This is a genomic window from Irregularibacter muris (assembly GCF_024622505.1).
GTDB classification, from domain to species: Bacteria; Bacillota; Clostridia; order Eubacteriales; family Garciellaceae; genus Irregularibacter; species Irregularibacter muris.
Genome location: NZ_JANKAS010000026.1, coordinates 1 through 17205 on the forward strand (window position 1 = coordinate 1; position 17205 = coordinate 17205).

At 36.0% G+C, this 17205-nt stretch carries 15 protein-coding genes; 2 read left to right on the top strand and 13 right to left on the bottom strand.

Translation table 11 applies throughout. The annotated features are described in order from the left end of the window. Positions 1-191: 191 nt before the first annotated feature. The gene (gene lplA / locus NSA47_RS15120; protein WP_257533504.1) at positions 192-1178 is read right to left on the bottom strand and encodes a lipoate--protein ligase; all 987 of its coding nucleotides are present in this window, start codon (positions 1176-1178) and stop codon (positions 192-194) included. A 107-nt stretch (positions 1179-1285) separates the two neighbouring features. On the opposite strand from lplA, the gene NSA47_RS15125 reads away from it, so the two are divergent. Next, positions 1286-2821 (top strand): putative polysaccharide biosynthesis protein, encoded by a 1536-nt coding sequence (locus NSA47_RS15125; protein ID WP_257533506.1) that lies wholly within the window; start codon positions 1286-1288, stop codon positions 2819-2821. Positions 2822-2946: 125 nt separating this feature from the next. After that, positions 2947-3483 carry a DUF4364 family protein gene (locus NSA47_RS15130; protein ID WP_257533508.1) on the top strand — a complete coding sequence of 179 codons (537 nt, stop codon included), beginning with the start codon at positions 2947-2949 and terminating at the stop codon, positions 3481-3483. Between the two features lie 33 nt (positions 3484-3516). Here the strand turns inward: NSA47_RS15130 and NSA47_RS15135 are convergent, their stop codons facing one another. From NSA47_RS15135 to NSA47_RS15190, 12 genes are all read right to left on the bottom strand, one after another. Next, entirely contained in the window at positions 3517-6177 is a 2661-nt protein-coding gene (locus tag NSA47_RS15135; protein WP_257533510.1) for a calcium-transporting P-type ATPase, PMR1-type, read from the bottom strand. Between the two features lie 355 nt (positions 6178-6532). Further along, entirely contained in the window at positions 6533-7486 is a 954-nt protein-coding gene (locus NSA47_RS15140; RefSeq protein ID WP_257533512.1) for a YncE family protein, read from the bottom strand. Positions 7487-7646: 160 nt separating this feature from the next. Then, entirely contained in the window at positions 7647-8933 is a 1287-nt protein-coding gene (locus NSA47_RS15145) for a bifunctional folylpolyglutamate synthase/dihydrofolate synthase (protein ID WP_257533514.1), read from the bottom strand. 23 nt (positions 8934-8956) lie between these two features. Then, entirely contained in the window at positions 8957-9658 is a 702-nt protein-coding gene (locus tag NSA47_RS15150; protein WP_257533516.1) for an LrgB family protein, read from the bottom strand. Beyond that, positions 9651-10013 carry a CidA/LrgA family protein gene (locus NSA47_RS15155; RefSeq protein ID WP_257533518.1) on the bottom strand — a complete coding sequence of 121 codons (363 nt, stop codon included), beginning with the start codon at positions 10011-10013 and terminating at the stop codon, positions 9651-9653. The genes NSA47_RS15150 and NSA47_RS15155 overlap by 8 nt, the downstream gene beginning before the upstream one ends. Before the next feature lie 204 nt (positions 10014-10217). Then, positions 10218-11270 carry a MupG family TIM beta-alpha barrel fold protein gene (locus NSA47_RS15160; RefSeq protein WP_257533520.1) on the bottom strand — a complete coding sequence of 351 codons (1053 nt, stop codon included), beginning with the start codon at positions 11268-11270 and terminating at the stop codon, positions 10218-10220. After that, on the bottom strand, positions 11263-12687 hold the full coding sequence (locus tag NSA47_RS15165) for a PTS transporter subunit EIIC (RefSeq protein ID WP_257533522.1): 1425 nt from the start codon (positions 12685-12687) through the stop codon (positions 11263-11265). The genes NSA47_RS15160 and NSA47_RS15165 overlap by 8 nt, the downstream gene beginning before the upstream one ends. 23 nt (positions 12688-12710) lie before the next feature. After that, entirely contained in the window at positions 12711-13601 is an 891-nt protein-coding gene (gene murQ, locus NSA47_RS15170) for an N-acetylmuramic acid 6-phosphate etherase (protein WP_257533524.1), read from the bottom strand. Beyond that, on the bottom strand, positions 13598-14446 hold the full coding sequence (locus NSA47_RS15175) for a MurR/RpiR family transcriptional regulator (protein WP_257533526.1): 849 nt from the start codon (positions 14444-14446) through the stop codon (positions 13598-13600). The genes murQ and NSA47_RS15175 overlap by 4 nt, the downstream gene beginning before the upstream one ends. Before the next feature lie 276 nt (positions 14447-14722). Then, positions 14723-15445 (bottom strand): amino acid ABC transporter ATP-binding protein, encoded by a 723-nt coding sequence (locus tag NSA47_RS15180; RefSeq protein WP_257533528.1) that lies wholly within the window; start codon positions 15443-15445, stop codon positions 14723-14725. Then, positions 15432-16076 (bottom strand): amino acid ABC transporter permease, encoded by a 645-nt coding sequence (locus NSA47_RS15185; protein WP_373370340.1) that lies wholly within the window; start codon positions 16074-16076, stop codon positions 15432-15434. The genes NSA47_RS15180 and NSA47_RS15185 overlap by 14 nt, the downstream gene beginning before the upstream one ends. 114 nt (positions 16077-16190) lie before the next feature. After that, positions 16191-16985, bottom strand: a complete 795-nt coding sequence (locus NSA47_RS15190) for a basic amino acid ABC transporter substrate-binding protein (protein WP_257533531.1) — start codon at positions 16983-16985, stop codon at positions 16191-16193. Positions 16986-17205 lie beyond the last annotated feature (220 nt).

Here is a 17205-nt window from a genome sequence, read left to right on the forward strand (position 1 = left end):
AACCTCCTTCGCCACGTAAATATGCATCTACAACTTTCTTTTTAAACTCATAACTGTATACAGCCATAAAAATACCGACCTCCAATCGTTAGATTTTTGGTCTAACTTTTGGGGGTCGGTACAAAAACTAATAATAGGTGCTTTATATTTAAAAGAATTAATTATCTTTTATTTTCTTACACTCATACTGGTTAAAGGATACAGGTCAAGAATTCCTCTAGGGTAATTTTCCCAAAATACTGTTCTATAGGGATTTTCTTTAGAGCTTCTGTAATATCTTCTTCTTTGTATTTAGTTCCTGTAAGTATATTTTCAATGTCTTCTACATTGCCACTGCCAAAGAAATCTCCAAATATTTTACAGTGAGTAATATAGCCTTCCTTTACATTTAATCTGACATCGATGAGTCCTATGGGGAATCGTTTGGATCTTTCTAAATCAAAAGCAGGGGATTCTCCCCAATTCCATTGCCAAGTGCTATACTTCTCTTTTACTAATTGTTCTACTGCAGCTAAATCTTCCTCGGTTAAATGATATTCTTGTACTTCCTCATCTTCAAATAAATACTTAATTAATAATTCTTTAAATTCTTCAATACTTCTTTTTTCTTCAAGATAATCAATAATATTGGTTACTCTACTTCTTACAGATTTAATCCCCTTTGATTGTATTTTTTCAGCTTTTACATTTAAGGAATTTGCTAAATTTGACATTTGGGAATTAAATAATAGGGTTCCATGATGAAGAAGTCGGTTTTTTTGATAGTATTGGGCATTGCCAGAAAATTTCTTTCCATCAATGGTCAGATCATTTCTTCCTGACAATTTGGCTTGTATACCCATTTTATCTAAGGCCTTGATTACTGGCTGAGTAAATTTTTGGAAATTATTTACCTCTTCTTTCCCTGCTTTGAGAATATAGCTAAAGTTTAAATTTCCTTCATCGTGGTAGACAGCTCCCCCTCCAGACATTCTTCTGACTACATAAATATTATTTTCTTTTACATATTCTCTATTGACTTCTTCCATAGTATTTTGATGTTTTCCGATAATAATGGCTGGATCATTAATATAAAGTATGACATAGGTTTCACCGGTTTTGAGGCTCTTTTTTAGGATAAATTCCTCTAAGGCAATATTAAAATAAGCATTATTAGAATCATTTCTTACATATAACATTCTTCTTCTCCCTTACTTTTTAGTATACTCTCGTGAATATCTTTATTTTATGTATATTTTCACCCCCTTTTGAATATCCTTTATCACTATGTTATGGGGTGTTTTCAATGAAAAATCAAGGTTTCATACTTTCTACTCTTTTACTTACTATTGTAAATGTTTTGGTGCGAATTTTGGGATTTTTATACCGCATTATTCTAGTAAGATTGATTGGTGCCGAGGGTTTAGGATTATTTGAATTGGTCAATCCTATTATTATGTTGATATTTACTTTGGTGGGCTCTGGTGTTCCTGTTGCCGTCATCAGACTGACCTCTCAAGCTGTAGCTAGAGAAAGAGAATCCGATGGTTTTAAGGCCGTGGAATATATTCTCTTTGTTATGATAGGGATTTCTCTATTGTTTTGGATAGGTTTGGTTGTTTTGACGCCATTGATATCCAAAAACATATTAGGAGATAGTCGTCTGTCCACTCCATTGTATATCTTTGGTCCTACCATATTATTTGCCTCTTTAGCGGCTGTGTTTAGAGGGTATTTCTATGGAACAAAAAATGTTATCCCTCCTGCCCTTAGCCAATTAACAGAACAATTTATAAGAATGTCCATTGTTTTTGCTCTTTTAAAGCTTCTATATCCTATCAATCCTATTATGGCTGTCTCTGTTTCCATGACTGGTACTGTGATAGGAGAAATGATGGGAATGTCTTTGCTTGCTTTTCTATTTAATAAAACCAAAACCAATGGGCCACCAGCTTCTAAAACCAGCAAGTTATCCTTTAGGAAAACCTTGGGAAGTTTTTTTACCATTGCTATTCCTATTACTGTTTCGAGAATAGTAAATTCCATATTAAGGGTAATAACATCTATTATCATTCCCATAAGGCTAATGATATCTGGTTTGGATAAGTCTACTGCTCTTTCTTATTTTGGGAAAGTCAATGGTATGGCTATGCCTTTATTGTTTTTACCCTTTACTTTTACTTCTGCCTTAGTGATGAATCTTGTCCCTAGAATATCTGAATCCATGGAAAAGTCCAATGGGTCTTTGCTTCACTATTATATTGATAAGGCCCTTCACATTGCCTTTGTGGTGGCCATACCTGTATGTGGAATGTTTTTAGTGTTTTCCGATGAAATATTTCTTTTACTCTATGATGAAGGGTCAGGAATATATTTAGCCCAGCTTTCTATTGTTGTATTATTTTTATGTTTATACCAGATTACCAGCTCTATTATGCAAGGTATGGGCAAAGAATTTATATCTACTATCTTCTATGTAGGAGGAATGTTTTTACAATTGGTTTTAACCTATATTTTGGTAGCTCAGCCCGACTATCAGATTACAGGATATATTTTATCTACTATTATATCATTCTTTATTATTTCATTCCTTAATTTTTCCTATGTTCTTTACTATACAAAAACAAAGTTTAAATTTTCTAAATGGGTCATTACACCCACCTTTGCAACTCTATGTTCTCTAATTTTTGCAATTTTCTCTGGACAATTGCTAGAAAGTTATTTGAATAAATCTCTTTCGGTATTGCTATCTCTAATATTCATGGTAATAATCTATCTGGGCATTCTCTATTTTACAAAAAATCTAAGGGATATATTTAAAAAAGTAGATGAAAAAAGGTAAAATTTGAAATTTATTGTCTAAGGAATTATGTTTTCTTTCCACGGCTTTTCCTTTTATATATTATATTTATTTGATATAATCTATATAAACCATTTCATTATATAAAACGAGAGGAAGGTATTTTTGTGATATTTGACTCCGACAATTTAGCTGAAAATAAATTATTGGTACTCTATGTATTAGATCAAATGAAGTTACCTTTATCCAGTGGCCAAATTAACCAAATTGTATTAGAAAATTCTTCCATTAATTACTTTGCATTGCAACAATATATTGATGATTTGTTTCAAAGTAAACTGGTAAGTAAAAATCATTCTCAAGGCAAATCCTACTATAGTTTGACAAAACAGGGTAAAGAAATTCTAGAATTATTTTTCAAACGTCTTCCTGAGAATTGGTGCAAGGAAGTCAATCAATACATATCAGAACATCGTAATTCTGTTCTTAATGAAAGTCGTCTTATTGCCTCTTATACAAAAAAAGGTGATGAAGAGTTTTGGGTACAATTAAAAATTTTAGAAAATGAAAGTGTTTTAATGGATCTGTCCATTAGTGTTGCTTCTAATCAACAAGCTAAAGATATTGTGAACAATTGGAAAAGACATGGGGAAAAGATCTACGGTCCTATTATCCAATCCTTGATTAAAGATTATTCTAAGTAAAAAATAAACCCTGATGATCAGGGTTTATTTTTTTTACTGATAACTTTCCCGCCCAGAAAGACGAAAAATTAGTTTTACTATCTCTACAATAACTAAAGGAAGTAAGGCAAGACCAAGGACAATCAACCATTGTTGGGTATTTAAAGCTACTACACTAAAGATGTCTTGTAGGAAAGGTACAAAAATAACCGCAACTTGTAACAAGGCTGATACTAATCCTGCTAAAATCAAATATTTGTTTCTAAATATTCCTTCCTTAAATACAGAATGTCTCTCTGACCGTACATTAATAGCGTGGGTAAGTTGGGATAATCCTAATACAGCAAAGGCCATGGTCCTTGCTACCTCTGTTCCATAATGAGCTAGGTCGTATTTAAAAGCAAATAGGGTGATGGCCCCAATAACTATTCCTTGATAGATAATTCTAAAGCCTAAGCCCTCTGCAAAAATACTGGCTTTAGGATCTCTGGGCTTTTGCTTCATAATATCTTTTTCCTTAGGATCTACACCTAATGCTAGAGCAGGCAAACTATCTGTTACAAGATTTACCCACAATATATGAATGGGCAGTAAAGGCTGGGTCCAATTGAGTAAGGTAGCGATAAATAGTGCAATAATCTCTCCTATATTACAGGATAATAGAAAATGAATGGACTTTCTGATATTGGCATATATCCCCCGTCCTTCTTCAATAGCCGAAACAATGGTTGCAAAGTTATCATCGGTCAGCACCATCTCTGCTGCTTCTTTAGCCACATCAGTACCAGTGATCCCCATGGCACAGCCTATATCAGCCTTTTTAAGGGCAGGGGCATCATTTACTCCATCCCCTGTCATGGCAACAATTTTTCCCTCTTTTTGCCATGCAGATACAATACGCACCTTATGCTCTGGGGACACCCTAGCATATACGCTTAAATCCTGTACTTTGTTTTCTAGTTCTTGATCACTCATTTTTTCTAATTCGCTACCCGATACAGCCTCGGAGGCTTCTTGTATAATCCCCAATTCTTTAGCAATGGCCACCGCAGTATCCTTATGATCCCCTGTAATCATCACAGGTTTTATCCCTGCTTGGCGACAAAGGGCTACTGAGTCTTTTACCTCTTCCCTTGGTGGGTCAATCATACCCATGAGTCCAATGAAGATCAGTTGATTTTCCATTGTACTGCTGGATATTTCTTGGGGAATAGCATCTATTTCCTTAAAGGCTAAACCTAAAACCCGATAGGCTTGAGAAGATAATTGATAGTTTGCCTGTTGAATTTTTTCTTTATCCTGTTCTTCTAGAGTTCTAACTTCTCCATGAACATAAATTTTGGTACAGATATCTAGTAAAACATCGGGAGCACCTTTGGTAAAGACCAAATATTCCCCCTCTTCCTTTTTATTTACCGTGGTCATGAGTTTTCGATCAGAGTCAAAGGGTACCTCTGCTACCCTAGGGTGCTGTATTTGCTTATCCTTCTTTGTCATGCCTATATTGTGGGCTAATCTTACAAAGGCCACCTCTGTAGGGTCTCCTATGGATTTTTCTTCTCCCTCTAGGATTTGTATTTCTGCATCATTACATAATAATCCTGTTTCTAATATTCTTTCCTGTCCGGGGCTTAAGGAAGGGAATTCTAAATTTTTTATATCTACCATTTCATCATCAACATAGATTTGCTGTATGGTCATTTTATTTTGAGTTAGGGTTCCAGTTTTATCTGAACAAATAACTGATGCACTTCCCAAAGTTTCCACAGCAGGCAATTTACGAATAATAGCATTACTGCGTATCATTCGCTGTACACCTAAGGCAAGCACCACGGTGACAATGGCAGGCAACCCTTCAGGTATAGCTGCAACAGCTAAACTTACAGCAGTCATAAACATACCAAAGACATCTCTTCCTTGTAATACTCCCACTAAAAACATGATAGCACAAACGGCCAGTGCAGCAATTCCTAATAATTTTCCTAGTTCCTCTAGTCTTTTTTGTAGAGGAGTTTGGATAGCTTCGGATTGTTGGATCATATGGGCAATTTTCCCTATTTCTGTATCCATTCCTGTTTTTGTTACCACTGCTTTACCCCTGCCGTAGGTAACAACGCTACTCATATACATGAGATTTTTTCTATCTCCTAAGGGGACCTCTTCCAAATCAATTTCCTGGCTATGTTTATCAACGGGTACAGATTCCCCTGTCAGTGCAGATTCTTGAATCTTTAGTGAAGCTGTCTCGATGAGTCTCCCATCGGCAGGAATATAATCTCCCGCATCTAAAAGAACAATATCTCCTGGTACTAATTCTTTAGCAGGTATTTGCTGAGTCACCCCTTCCCTAATAACCTTAGCTGAGGGGGTAGAAAGTTTTTTTAGAGCAGCTAAAGATTGCTCTGCCTTATTTTCTTGCACCACGCCCATAATGGCGTTGACAATAACTATGGCAATAATTAGTATGGCGTCCTTTGTTTCCCCTATTGCCCCTGAAACTAAAGCTGCTGCTAATAATACTAAAATTAAAAAATCTTTAAATTGGTCAAAAATCATAGAGAAGATAGATTTACCCTTTTGTTCTTCTAATTCATTTAACCCATATTTCTCTTGTCTTTTTATTACCTCTTCTTTACTTAAACCACTCTGTACATCTACTTTGAAATGTTTTACCGTTTGTTCCCTATCCCATTGGTAAAAATTTTGCTGCTCCAATACTATACCCTCCTCTTTTTACTAAGGTTTACCCTTTTCCATAGGATATCCTTTAGATGCTCTGTCCATGCAAGCAACTACATCTCCACTAGTTGACAAGAAAGCAGCTATGGCTGTTCTTGTGATTGTGATATAAGAAAATAAAAAAAACCTCATTCCACACCTAATACAAGTGCGAAATAAAGGTCTTACTCCAAGAAAGCCCTGTTAACTAACCGAGTGTTTCCACTGAGATGACGACTAGTTAAATCCTTTGGACGAGTTACTCCCCTCTATTTTTAAAAAACATAGAGTCTTTATTATTTTATGATATTCTATCACCTAACTCTCCAAATGTAAACCTCTTTTAAGATTTTTATTCCAATAAGACAATGCCATTGGGAGATTTTCCAATTTTAATATTGTCTATTAAAGTATAATCCTGCAATGAGATAATAGACATCGTGTTGTCGCCTATATTCGTTGTAAAAAGAGTTTGGTTTTCTTTGTCCATAGCAATGCCCCGAGGCATATTCCCTATGTCTATTCTTTTTATTTCCTGCCCCTTCTCTAAGGAAATAACAGATAAGGAATTCCCAGTACTATTGACTACGTATAAAAATTCTTCCCCTGATGATAAAATCATTTGTCTAGGTATATTGCCCACCGGAATTCTTTTTAGGGTTTGTTTGCTATCTAAATCCAATATCGAGATAACTCCTCCTCCTTCAGAGCCCATACGGCTATTGCTGACGAATAAGGTTTTTTCATCCTGGGGTAAGAGGACATAGGAAGGGCAGCTCTCCACCGCTATCCAATCAATAAGTATATTTTTCATACAGTCTATTACAGCAATTTTGTCTTCCCACATGTTGGCTACATAAACTTCTTTTCTTTTTCTTCCTATCTTTAAGCCCTGGGGTAATTCCCCAATGGGTATTTGTCCTACCAAGCGGTTTTTGCCTAGGTCCACTACCGAAAGGGTGTTAGAATCTCCGTTGGTTACATAAGCAGTATGTTCGTGCCAATCAATATCAATTTCACAGGGATAGCTGCCTACTTGGACTCGTTCCTCTAAGGTATTGGTCTCCCTATCTATAATATACATGCTGTTGTCATAACAATTAATTGAGTATAAAGTATCTCCTTTGGGATTCATCATTAGGCTATAGGGTCCTATGACTGGCTTGGAGGAAATATGCTGTCCATTTATTTTTGCCATAGATTGCAAATCCATTTTGCCTATTTCACATCTTTTATTATAATCTACTATGGATATGGTATCCTCCCCTGTATTGGCTGTATAAATATATTTAGTGTTTTTGTTCAATTTCCCACCCCCCCAAGAAAAACCATAAATATTTAAGGCCTAATTTATCATATGTAGGTTATGGGGAATGGTTACTGTAGACAAGCAATTTGAACTCTGAATAAAAACCACAAGTTCCTTTCATTCTGGCTACGAAAATTTGCACAATTCATTTCTGGTTTTACATCATCTTATGCACTTCTCCCAGCATATACAAAGACCCAGTAAATGCAATGACTTCCTGTGAGGGCCTTTCCTTGGCCCATTGTATGGCTTGAGCAATGCTATCCATGGAAGAACACTTTATTTTCGATTTTATTTTTTTCACTATGCCTTCTAATTCTTCTGGAGATATTGCCCTAGGGTTGTCAATGGGTATAGCGATAATTTTATCCCCTAAAGGTAGAATTTCCCTTAGGATTTTCTCTATTTCCTTATCCTTTAGTATGCCAATCATTAAAGTTATTTTTCTGTGGGGAAAATAGTTCTTCATTGCCTTTGCAAAAGCTTTAGCTCCATCAACATTATGGGCACCATCCAGTATAATATAGGGCTCTTTGGATATGACTTCAAATCTACCAGGCCACCGTGCCTTTTTTAGTCCCTGTAATACAGATTCATTGGAAAGGAGATACCCTTTTTCTATAAGTACTTCTATTGCCATTAGGGCTGTAGCAGCATTGTAGATTTGATGTTGACCCAATAGGGATATTTCTATTCTAGGTAAATGTAAGCGGAGACCTTGGTAAGAAAATATCTGCCCCTGAAGAGAACTTTCCAATATTTCAATTGCATTTTTTTCTACTGACAATAGGTCTGCTGATTCTTCACTGGCTTTTTCTCTAATGACTTTGGCTACCTCTGGCCTTTGAGGGGAGGTCACTACCCATCCATTTTTTTTAATGATCCCTGCCTTTTCCCCGGCTATTTCCTTTAAGGTGTTGCCCAGCTGGGCCCTATGATCTACTCCTATGGCGGTAATAATAGATACCTCTGAGGCAGAAATAATATTGGTAGCATCTAATCTCCCCCCTAAGCCTACTTCCAATACTACAAAATCTACTTGTTGCTGAGCAAAGTAAATTAGTCCTATAGCCGTGACTATTTCAAATTCTATGGGATGTTGAAGGCCCATAGAAACCATTTTTTCCACCTTTTGCTGGACTCTGTACGCAATATCTGCTAAATCCTGTCTAGGGATGTGTTTCCCATTGATTTGAATTCTTTCGGTAAACTCCTCTAGGTAGGGGGAGATAAAAAGCCCTACTTTATATCCCTGTTCTTTTAATACACTGTGTATCATGCTGCTTATTGAGCCTTTCCCATTGGTACCTGCTATGTGAATAATTTTTAGATTTTCCTGGGGATTATCCAATAATTCCATTAAGATCTTCATATTTTCTAGACCTGCTCTTGAACTAAATTTTCCTGCTCCATGGATGAAATCTAATGTTTCCTGATCGTTCATGCCCTATCTCCTTTCTTTTCCCTTTACTTCATTACTATTCCTAGGATCAGAGGGACAGCGATTGCAGTAAAAAGTCCCATTAAGCCAATGGCAAGACCGGCCATTGCCCCTTGTACTTCCCCTTCTTCTAAAGCCCGGGCAGTGCCAAAACCGTGGGATGCTGTGCCCATAGCCACGCCTGCGGCAATATCATTTTTCACACGAAAAAACTTTAATAGTTTAGGTCCAAGTATGGCCCCCACAGAGCCTGCTACCATTACACCTAAAATGGTTATGGAAGCTATTCCTCCTATAGACTCGGTAATCTCTACAGCAATAGGGGTTGTCACTGATTTTGATAAAAGGGATATATTTATGATTTTATCTAGTCCAAATATTTTCCCTAAAAAAAATACACTAAGGGCTCCAGTAACGCTTCCTGCCATTATACCCACCACTATAGGAAAAAAATTTATTTTTAATATTTCCCATTGACGAAATAGAGGCAAGGCTAAAACTATGGTAGCTGGTGCTAAAAGGAAGTGAATGATATTTCCACCATTTTCATAATAATCTTTATAATCTATACCGGAATACATTAATAATAAAATTAAAACCGTTAGTGTTATCACGGTAGGATGGAGCATGGTCATTTTATATTTATCATATAGCTTATAGGATAATCCAAAAACAACTAATGTAATGACTAAACCAAAAACGGGGCTGCTTTGTAAGATATTAAGCATTTTCTTTTCTCCTTGTAAAATTGATTAAAAATTGTACGATGTGACCTGTGACTATCATAGTGATCATGGTACTTATAATTATAGTAATTAGTATGGGTAAAAATATAGGAAGGATCTTATCAAGATATTGTACGATTCCTACTCCCGCTGGAACGTATAGAATAATTAATATACTCTGTAAAAAATCTCCCACATTCTCCACTTGATTTATTTTGATTACTTTGGTTAATAGTAATATCAATAAAATTCCCATTCCCAAAACACTCCCTGGAAAGGGAATAGATAATGATTTTACCAATATTTCTGCTAGGTATTGTATGACAATGATTATGCCAAATTCTTTAATCCATTTCAATGGATCTCATCCTTTCTAGTTCTATGATTTAAATACCCTATCTATCTTATTATAACGAAAGGGAATTTTAAAGTTCATTTTAATGGGAATATAAAATTGAAAGAAAAAAGTACAAATAAAATGCTAGGAAAGATTAGAAGGATAGTATGAAGCAAAAAACAAAAATTAGCCGGGGAAGTTTATTCCTCAGCTAATTTTTTAAGTTTATATCTTTATAAATCTTATTTTTTCTCTGTTTTTTACGCATTGCATGATATCAAGATAATCGTTGTCTATTCTCCCGATTACATTTACTCTGGAATCCTGTGGAAAGCTTTGTCTTAATATTTGAATTTCCCCACTATATCTTTTATAACCTACATTATCCATGGTAATTGCACCTTTTTCACGAAATATACAATTATAGGGTTGTTGTTTTTCTCCATCACAGGAGTATTCCCGCGATTCCTGCAAGCGCATTATCCATTGGGGAGAATCTACTCGAATGGTAAATACCTGGTCATATAAATATTGATATGCTGATGAAAATTCTACAGGAATACTGATTATTCTATCCTTTAGATAGGTATCAATCAGGTGACTTTGGGCTTTAGATATTTTTATATCCCCCACAAAGATACTGTCCACATCATAATTAGTTACTAAATCTAAAAAGGCTACATAAGGTGGAATATTTCGATGTTTTTCTAAGGTAGGTAGTCCCTCATATATGGGGGTACGTTTTATTTCATCCCCTGGAATGAAGGCTAAGATTTTTATACCCAAGTCCTTAAGACTCTTATTGATTTGATGGAAGGTTTCCCCATCAAGACCTGTTTCTGACCTTGGATAGAAGTTGTGTAGAGCAAAAACTTCTGTTCCTGTATCTAAAACTTTTCTTGCTATAACCTCATCCTCTGTTGATGGGTTAAAGGATATAGGATATTCTTTAGCAATAGCCAACATTTCCTCTTGGCTGAAACCATAATCTAGACGTAATATATCCAAATTGAAATCTCTGGCAAATTGCACAATGGAATCATATTGAAAAAATTCAAGGGTTTTAGATGATACATCTCCTATGATTTTAAATTCCCTTTTCTTTAACCATATACACATTTCTTTGGCCTTGGTGCAATAATCTTTCATTTTACTAAATTCTTCCTGCATATGGAAGGAAGTGAATACATAGCATCCACTTCCCTTAAATCTTTCTAGCATTTCCCTTTGAGCTTCAAAGGAAAATAAATAAATAGATAGACCTAATTGTTTAAACATTGGCTATATCCGAGCTCTTGATGAAGAGATTGGTCATAATAAATCCACCTACATAGGCAATGATAATTCCTAGGAAGTAATTTAGCATTGTCCCTGGCTGCATAAGGGGTAGCGCGACCAGACCTGATGGTCCCCAAGCCGTTGCCATAACCTTGGTGGCCATAACATAAGCCCCACCGAATCCTGCCCCTAAACCTGCGGTAATAAATGGTTTTCCTAGGGGCAAAGTGACCCCATAGATCAAAGGCTCCCCTATTCCTAAGATTCCTGCTGGTAGAGCACCAGTAATAACAGATTGCATTCTTTGATTTTTTACCCTTTTAGCTTTTAGATAAATGGCTATTGCTGCCCCAACTTGACCAGCCCCTGCCATAGCAAGAACTGGAAAAAGGGATACTCCACCCATGGATTCTAGTTGAATGGCATAAATGGGAATCAATCCATGATGTAGACCTAATAAAACCATTGGCAAGAACAATGCCGATAATACGTATCCAGATATTACACTTACTATAGTATTATCAGAATTAATAATAACACTTAATACACTAACTAAACCATCGGAAAGAAATCCAGAGACGGGCATAATGACTAATACTAAAGCTAGCCCTGTGATTAGTAAAGTAACTACCGGTGTGACGATTAGATCTAATACGTCAGGTACAGACTTCCTCACTACTTTTTCAATTTTAGATAATAAATATACTCCTAAAATAACACCAATAATACCGCCTTTTCCTGTAGTCAGGATAGAATTTAAGGGAACTTCTGCATTAAACAATCCAAACAGTTCTGAAATTTCATTAATTTGTGCTCCAATGGATATAGCTCCAATCATTCCTCCTAGAGCTTCAGTTGCACCAAAACGTTTTGCAGCATTAACCCCTGTATATATAGCAAAATAACCTAAGAAACTAGCCCCTATTAAAGAGAACATTAATTGAATAAAGTTCCAGGTACCTGTGACTGGTAAATTGCCGTTGCCTTGTAATGTACTGATAAGAGATGCAAAACCATTAAAAATACCTGCTGCTATAATTGCTGGTATAAGGGGAATAAAAATTCCTGCTATGGTCTCTAGTCCAGCCTTTAAGGGACCCTTCTTTTGTTTTGATTTTATAGCCTGTTTATTGCCTTGCCAATCATCGCTAACCGCTGAGTCTTGGGTAATGCCAAGTTCTTCTACAAAAATATCCGCTAATTTTTTTGCTTTTCCAGGTCCTACCACTACCTGCAAGGTGTCTGATTCTACAATTCCCAATACCCCTTCGGTTTCCTTTAGTTCTTTCATTTTTACCTTCGAAGTGTCTTTAATCCTCAAACGTAACCTAGTCATGCAGTTGGTGGCTGAATGGATGTTGTCTTTACCTCCAACCAATTGGAGAATCTTTCTCGCTAACTCTTGGTTAGTTGCCATATAATACACCTCTTTCTTATAAATTATAGGGTTTTTCTAACATGGCCATTGGCCAAAATTAATTTCTTTTTAGCTTCCTCGGCATTACAATTTAATAAAATCATGGTTATAGCTAACTTTACGCTGCCATCTGCTTCCTTTAAAACTTTATTGGCTGTTTCTCTATCTACCTCCGTAGCCGACATAATAATATTTTCTGCCCTAACTTCCAATTTTTTATTGGTTCTTTGTACATCTACCATAAGATTTTTATATACCTTACCAATGCCCACCATAGACATGGTAGAAATCATATTTAATACCATTTTTTGGGCAGTACCTGCCTTTAATCTTGTTGATCCTGTTAATACCTCAGGCCCTACTACCACTTCTATCGCTATATCCGCTGCAGCTCCTATTTCAGAATCTTTATTACAAGCTATACCCGCTGTCTTACAGCCTATTTGTTTTGCATAGTGAAGAGCCTCTATGACGTAAGGGGTTCTCCCGCTGGCAGCAATGCCTATCACTACATCATGGGCTGTTAATCCAAGCTCTTTTAAATCTTCTACACCCATTGTAATACTATCCTCTGCACCTTCTACTGCCTTTATAAAAGCTCCTTCTCCCCCTGCGATTAAACCTACAACCATTTCAGGAGGTGTTCCAAAGGTAGGTGGACACTCTACAGCATCTAATACTCCTAAACGCCCACTGGTACCTGCCCCCATGTAAATCAATCGACCTCCTTGGTTAAAGGCCTCTACTACAGCCTCCACAGCTTTTTGAATTTGGGGAATTTCTTTTCTTACGGCTAGAGCAACCTTGGCATCTTCTTCATTCATTATTTGTAGAGCATCCTGTAGAGATAAAATATCTAAATCTCGGGTTTTATCATTCATTTGCTCTGTAGACATTTTCTTTAAATCTATCACTGATTCCCCTCCTTTCTGATGTGAGTTTTTTTGATTAATTCTAGAGATTGTTCATATTGAGTATTGGCATATCCCGTGTATAAGATATCGATTACATTAAGTTGGGAAATTCTAGAAGACATGGCTCCACTTCTAAAGGTTGATTCATTGGCCGCTACAAAAATATTGTAATCACATAGATCAACTATAGGAGAAATTCCATATTGGGTTATGGATATAATCTTCGCATCATTTTCCTTCATGGCTTTGGCACATTCTATCATTTCTGATGTTTGTCCTGAATAAGATATAATGATACCAACATCCCTAGATGACATATTTCTTGCGGTCAGCAGTTGTAAGTGCCAGTCCTCACTCACTGTGCAATATCGATTTAATCTCATAAATTTTTGCTGAGCATCCTTAGCTACAATCAGGGAAGATCCTATGCCAAAAATACAAATATTATCACATTGGCTTAATAACTCAATACTTTTACTTAAAACTTCAACATCAATGATGTTTTTGGTATCTTCCAGAGAAATAATGTTTTTGTAGGTAACCTTTTCAATAATATCCCAAATACTATCCGACTTTGTAATTTCACTTTTTTCTTCAGATTGATTGTGATCTCTCATGGCCAATTCATAGATCAGTGCTTTAGTAAAATCTTTAAAACCGCTAAAACCATTTTTTTTACACATTCTAATAATGGATGCAGGAGATGAAAAGGTTTCTTCTGCCAATTTATAAATGGTCATTTCTGTAGTTTCTCTAGGATGTTCAAGAATATATTTAACAATATCCTTTTCAGTAGCACTTGCATGATTATAATACTCTCTTAATCTGACGATTGCACTTTTCACTTTTCCCACTCCTTAATTTGATTTTATCACCATGAATTTATGTGTCAACGAAGACAAGCTATTATGAAATAAAGTTTCATATTTTGGTTCTAGTATATTATTTTAGCAATAATTTATGAAACTTTAAAGAAATACATGATGGATAAATATTAGAGAATAGGAAGAGGAAATCTTAAAAATTGATAAACGCCAAAAGAGGACAACGCACTGCGCTGTCCTCTTTTGGCTAGATATAAAGATCCTGATTTTCTCTATTCTTAATCTTCTACCCTCTGCCTATAATATTTTACTTAAAAATTCCTTTAATCGCGGATGGGATGGATTACTAAACATTTGTTCAGGTATTCCTTCTTCCACTACCAATCCTTCATCCATAAAAATTATCCTATCTCCCACTTCCTTAGCAAAACCCATTTCATGGGTCACGACCATCATGGTCATGCCTTCTAGAGCTAGATCCTTCATTACACCCAGTACTTCCTTCACCATTTCCGGATCCAAAGCCGATGTGGGCTCATCAAAGAGCATGATTTCGGGTTCCATGGCTAAGGCCCTAGCTATGGCTATTCTTTGCTTCTGGCCCCCTGAAAGTTGAACAGGATAGCTTTGGGCTTTATTTTTTAGTCCTACCTTTTCCAATAAATTTAAGGCCAATTGGCTGGATTCTTCCTTGGATAATCCTCTTACCTTCATGGGAGCTAGAGATATATTGTCTAAAATAGTTAAATGGGGAAATAGATTAAAATGTTGAAATACCATGCCTACTTTTTGCCGAATATCATTGATATTCACCTTAGAGTCCATAATATTTTGTCCATCTATCCATATTTCTCCTTGGGTAGGCTGTTCTAATAAGTTAATACATCTTAAAAAGGTACTTTTTCCCGAACCACTGGGTCCTACCACGACCACTACTTCTCCTTTTTTTACTTCTTGGTTAATTCCCTTTAACACCTGTAAATCTCCAAATTCTTTATATAAATTCTTAACGGTAATCACTTTTCTTAAGCCTCCTTTCCACTTTATCCATAACACTGGAAAGCCCCAATACTAAGATTAAGTAAATAATAGCAATGATGATATAAGGTTCAAAGCTGCTATAAGTGGCAGCCCTTATAATATCTGCTTGTCTTACTAAGTCCGCTGTACCTATAATAGATACCACTGAGGTCTCTTTTAATAACACAATAAATTCATTACCTAGGGCCGGTAATATATTTTTAATCCCTTGGGGTATGATAATGTGTCTCATTACCCTGCCATAGGTCATACCTAAAGATCTACCCGCTTCCATTTGTCCATAATCAACAGCCTGTATTCCTGCTCGAATAATTTCTGCTACATAGGCCCCACTATTGAAGCCAAAGGTAATAACAGCTGCGATATAGGGGGGAATGTTAAAGCCGAATAAGGGATAGGTAGCATAGAAGATAATAAATAATTGCACAATTACTGGGGTTCCCCTAATGATTTGAATATATAAAGTAGCAATAAAAGAAAGTATCTTTATTCCAGAGAGTTTGAATAGAGCTATAACTAAGCCTATTATCACCCCTATAATCACTGCTACAAAGGATATTTCAATGGTTACTTTTAATCCTTCTACAAACAATGGTATATACTTGGCCATTGAACCAAAATCCATGTCATTCACCCTTTCTACAAAACTGCTGAAAAAGAAAGATAAGGGATAGGGTTTGTATGTTTCAAATCTTACCTATCCCTCTTCTCTTCTATTCGAGATTTATTCAAACCACTTTTCAACTAATTCATCGTATTTTCCTGAGTCTTTTATATTCTTTAGAGCTCCATTTATTTTGTCTAGTAATTCCTTTTCTCCCTTGGGCAATGCTATGGCAAAGGGTTCTTCCTCTTCATTAAGATCTTCAGGGATGACTGCCTCTATACCAGGATTTTTGTCTACATAAGCCTTGGCTATAGTATCCTCTATGATGACCGCCTCTACTCTTCCATTATTTAAGTCCAGCACAGCATCATTGGTCCGATTGTATTTTTTTACTTCAATACCCTCAAAGGATGAAATGACATCATCGCTAGTTGTACCCAATTGGGAAGCTACAATTTTTCCCTTTAATCGATCCATAGAATCAATATCCTTAGCTATCCCTTTTTTCACCAACAAAGCTTGGGAGGCTTTAAAATAAGAATCTGAGAAATCTACTTTCTCTAATCTATCTGGTTTGGGAGTCATTCCTGATATAGCCATATCTATCTTTCCAGTTTGAACAGCTGCCACTAATCCGTTAAAATCTATATCCTCAATTTTAATATCCACATCTAATTCCTTTGCGATCTCATTTAACAAATCAATATCGAAACCAACAATCATATCCTTCCCCTCTACTACTTCATGACTCTCAAAGGGTGGAAAGTCTGCACTAGTGCCTACCACTAAAGTGTCCTTCCCTTGAGATTGTTGTGATTCTTCTCCCTGACCCTCTGTCCCTTGTGCGCTATTACATCCTACAAATGCAATCATCAAAACAATAATAAGTAAAGTAAACATTCCCTTTTTCACGTTCTTGTTCCACCTTTCAATGTAAATTTAATAATAATTATACATATAATAGTATAATTATTCAATAGCTTTTTTAAAAAAAGACATCTTATTATGAGGTGACCCCTTAAAGTTAGACTTTATTAGCGAGACAGTTTCGGCTGCCTCGCTATTTTTATGCAGCCTGAAGACTAAGTCTGTATTGCACTGGACTTAGCCATCCAAGTTTCTCTTTAATTCT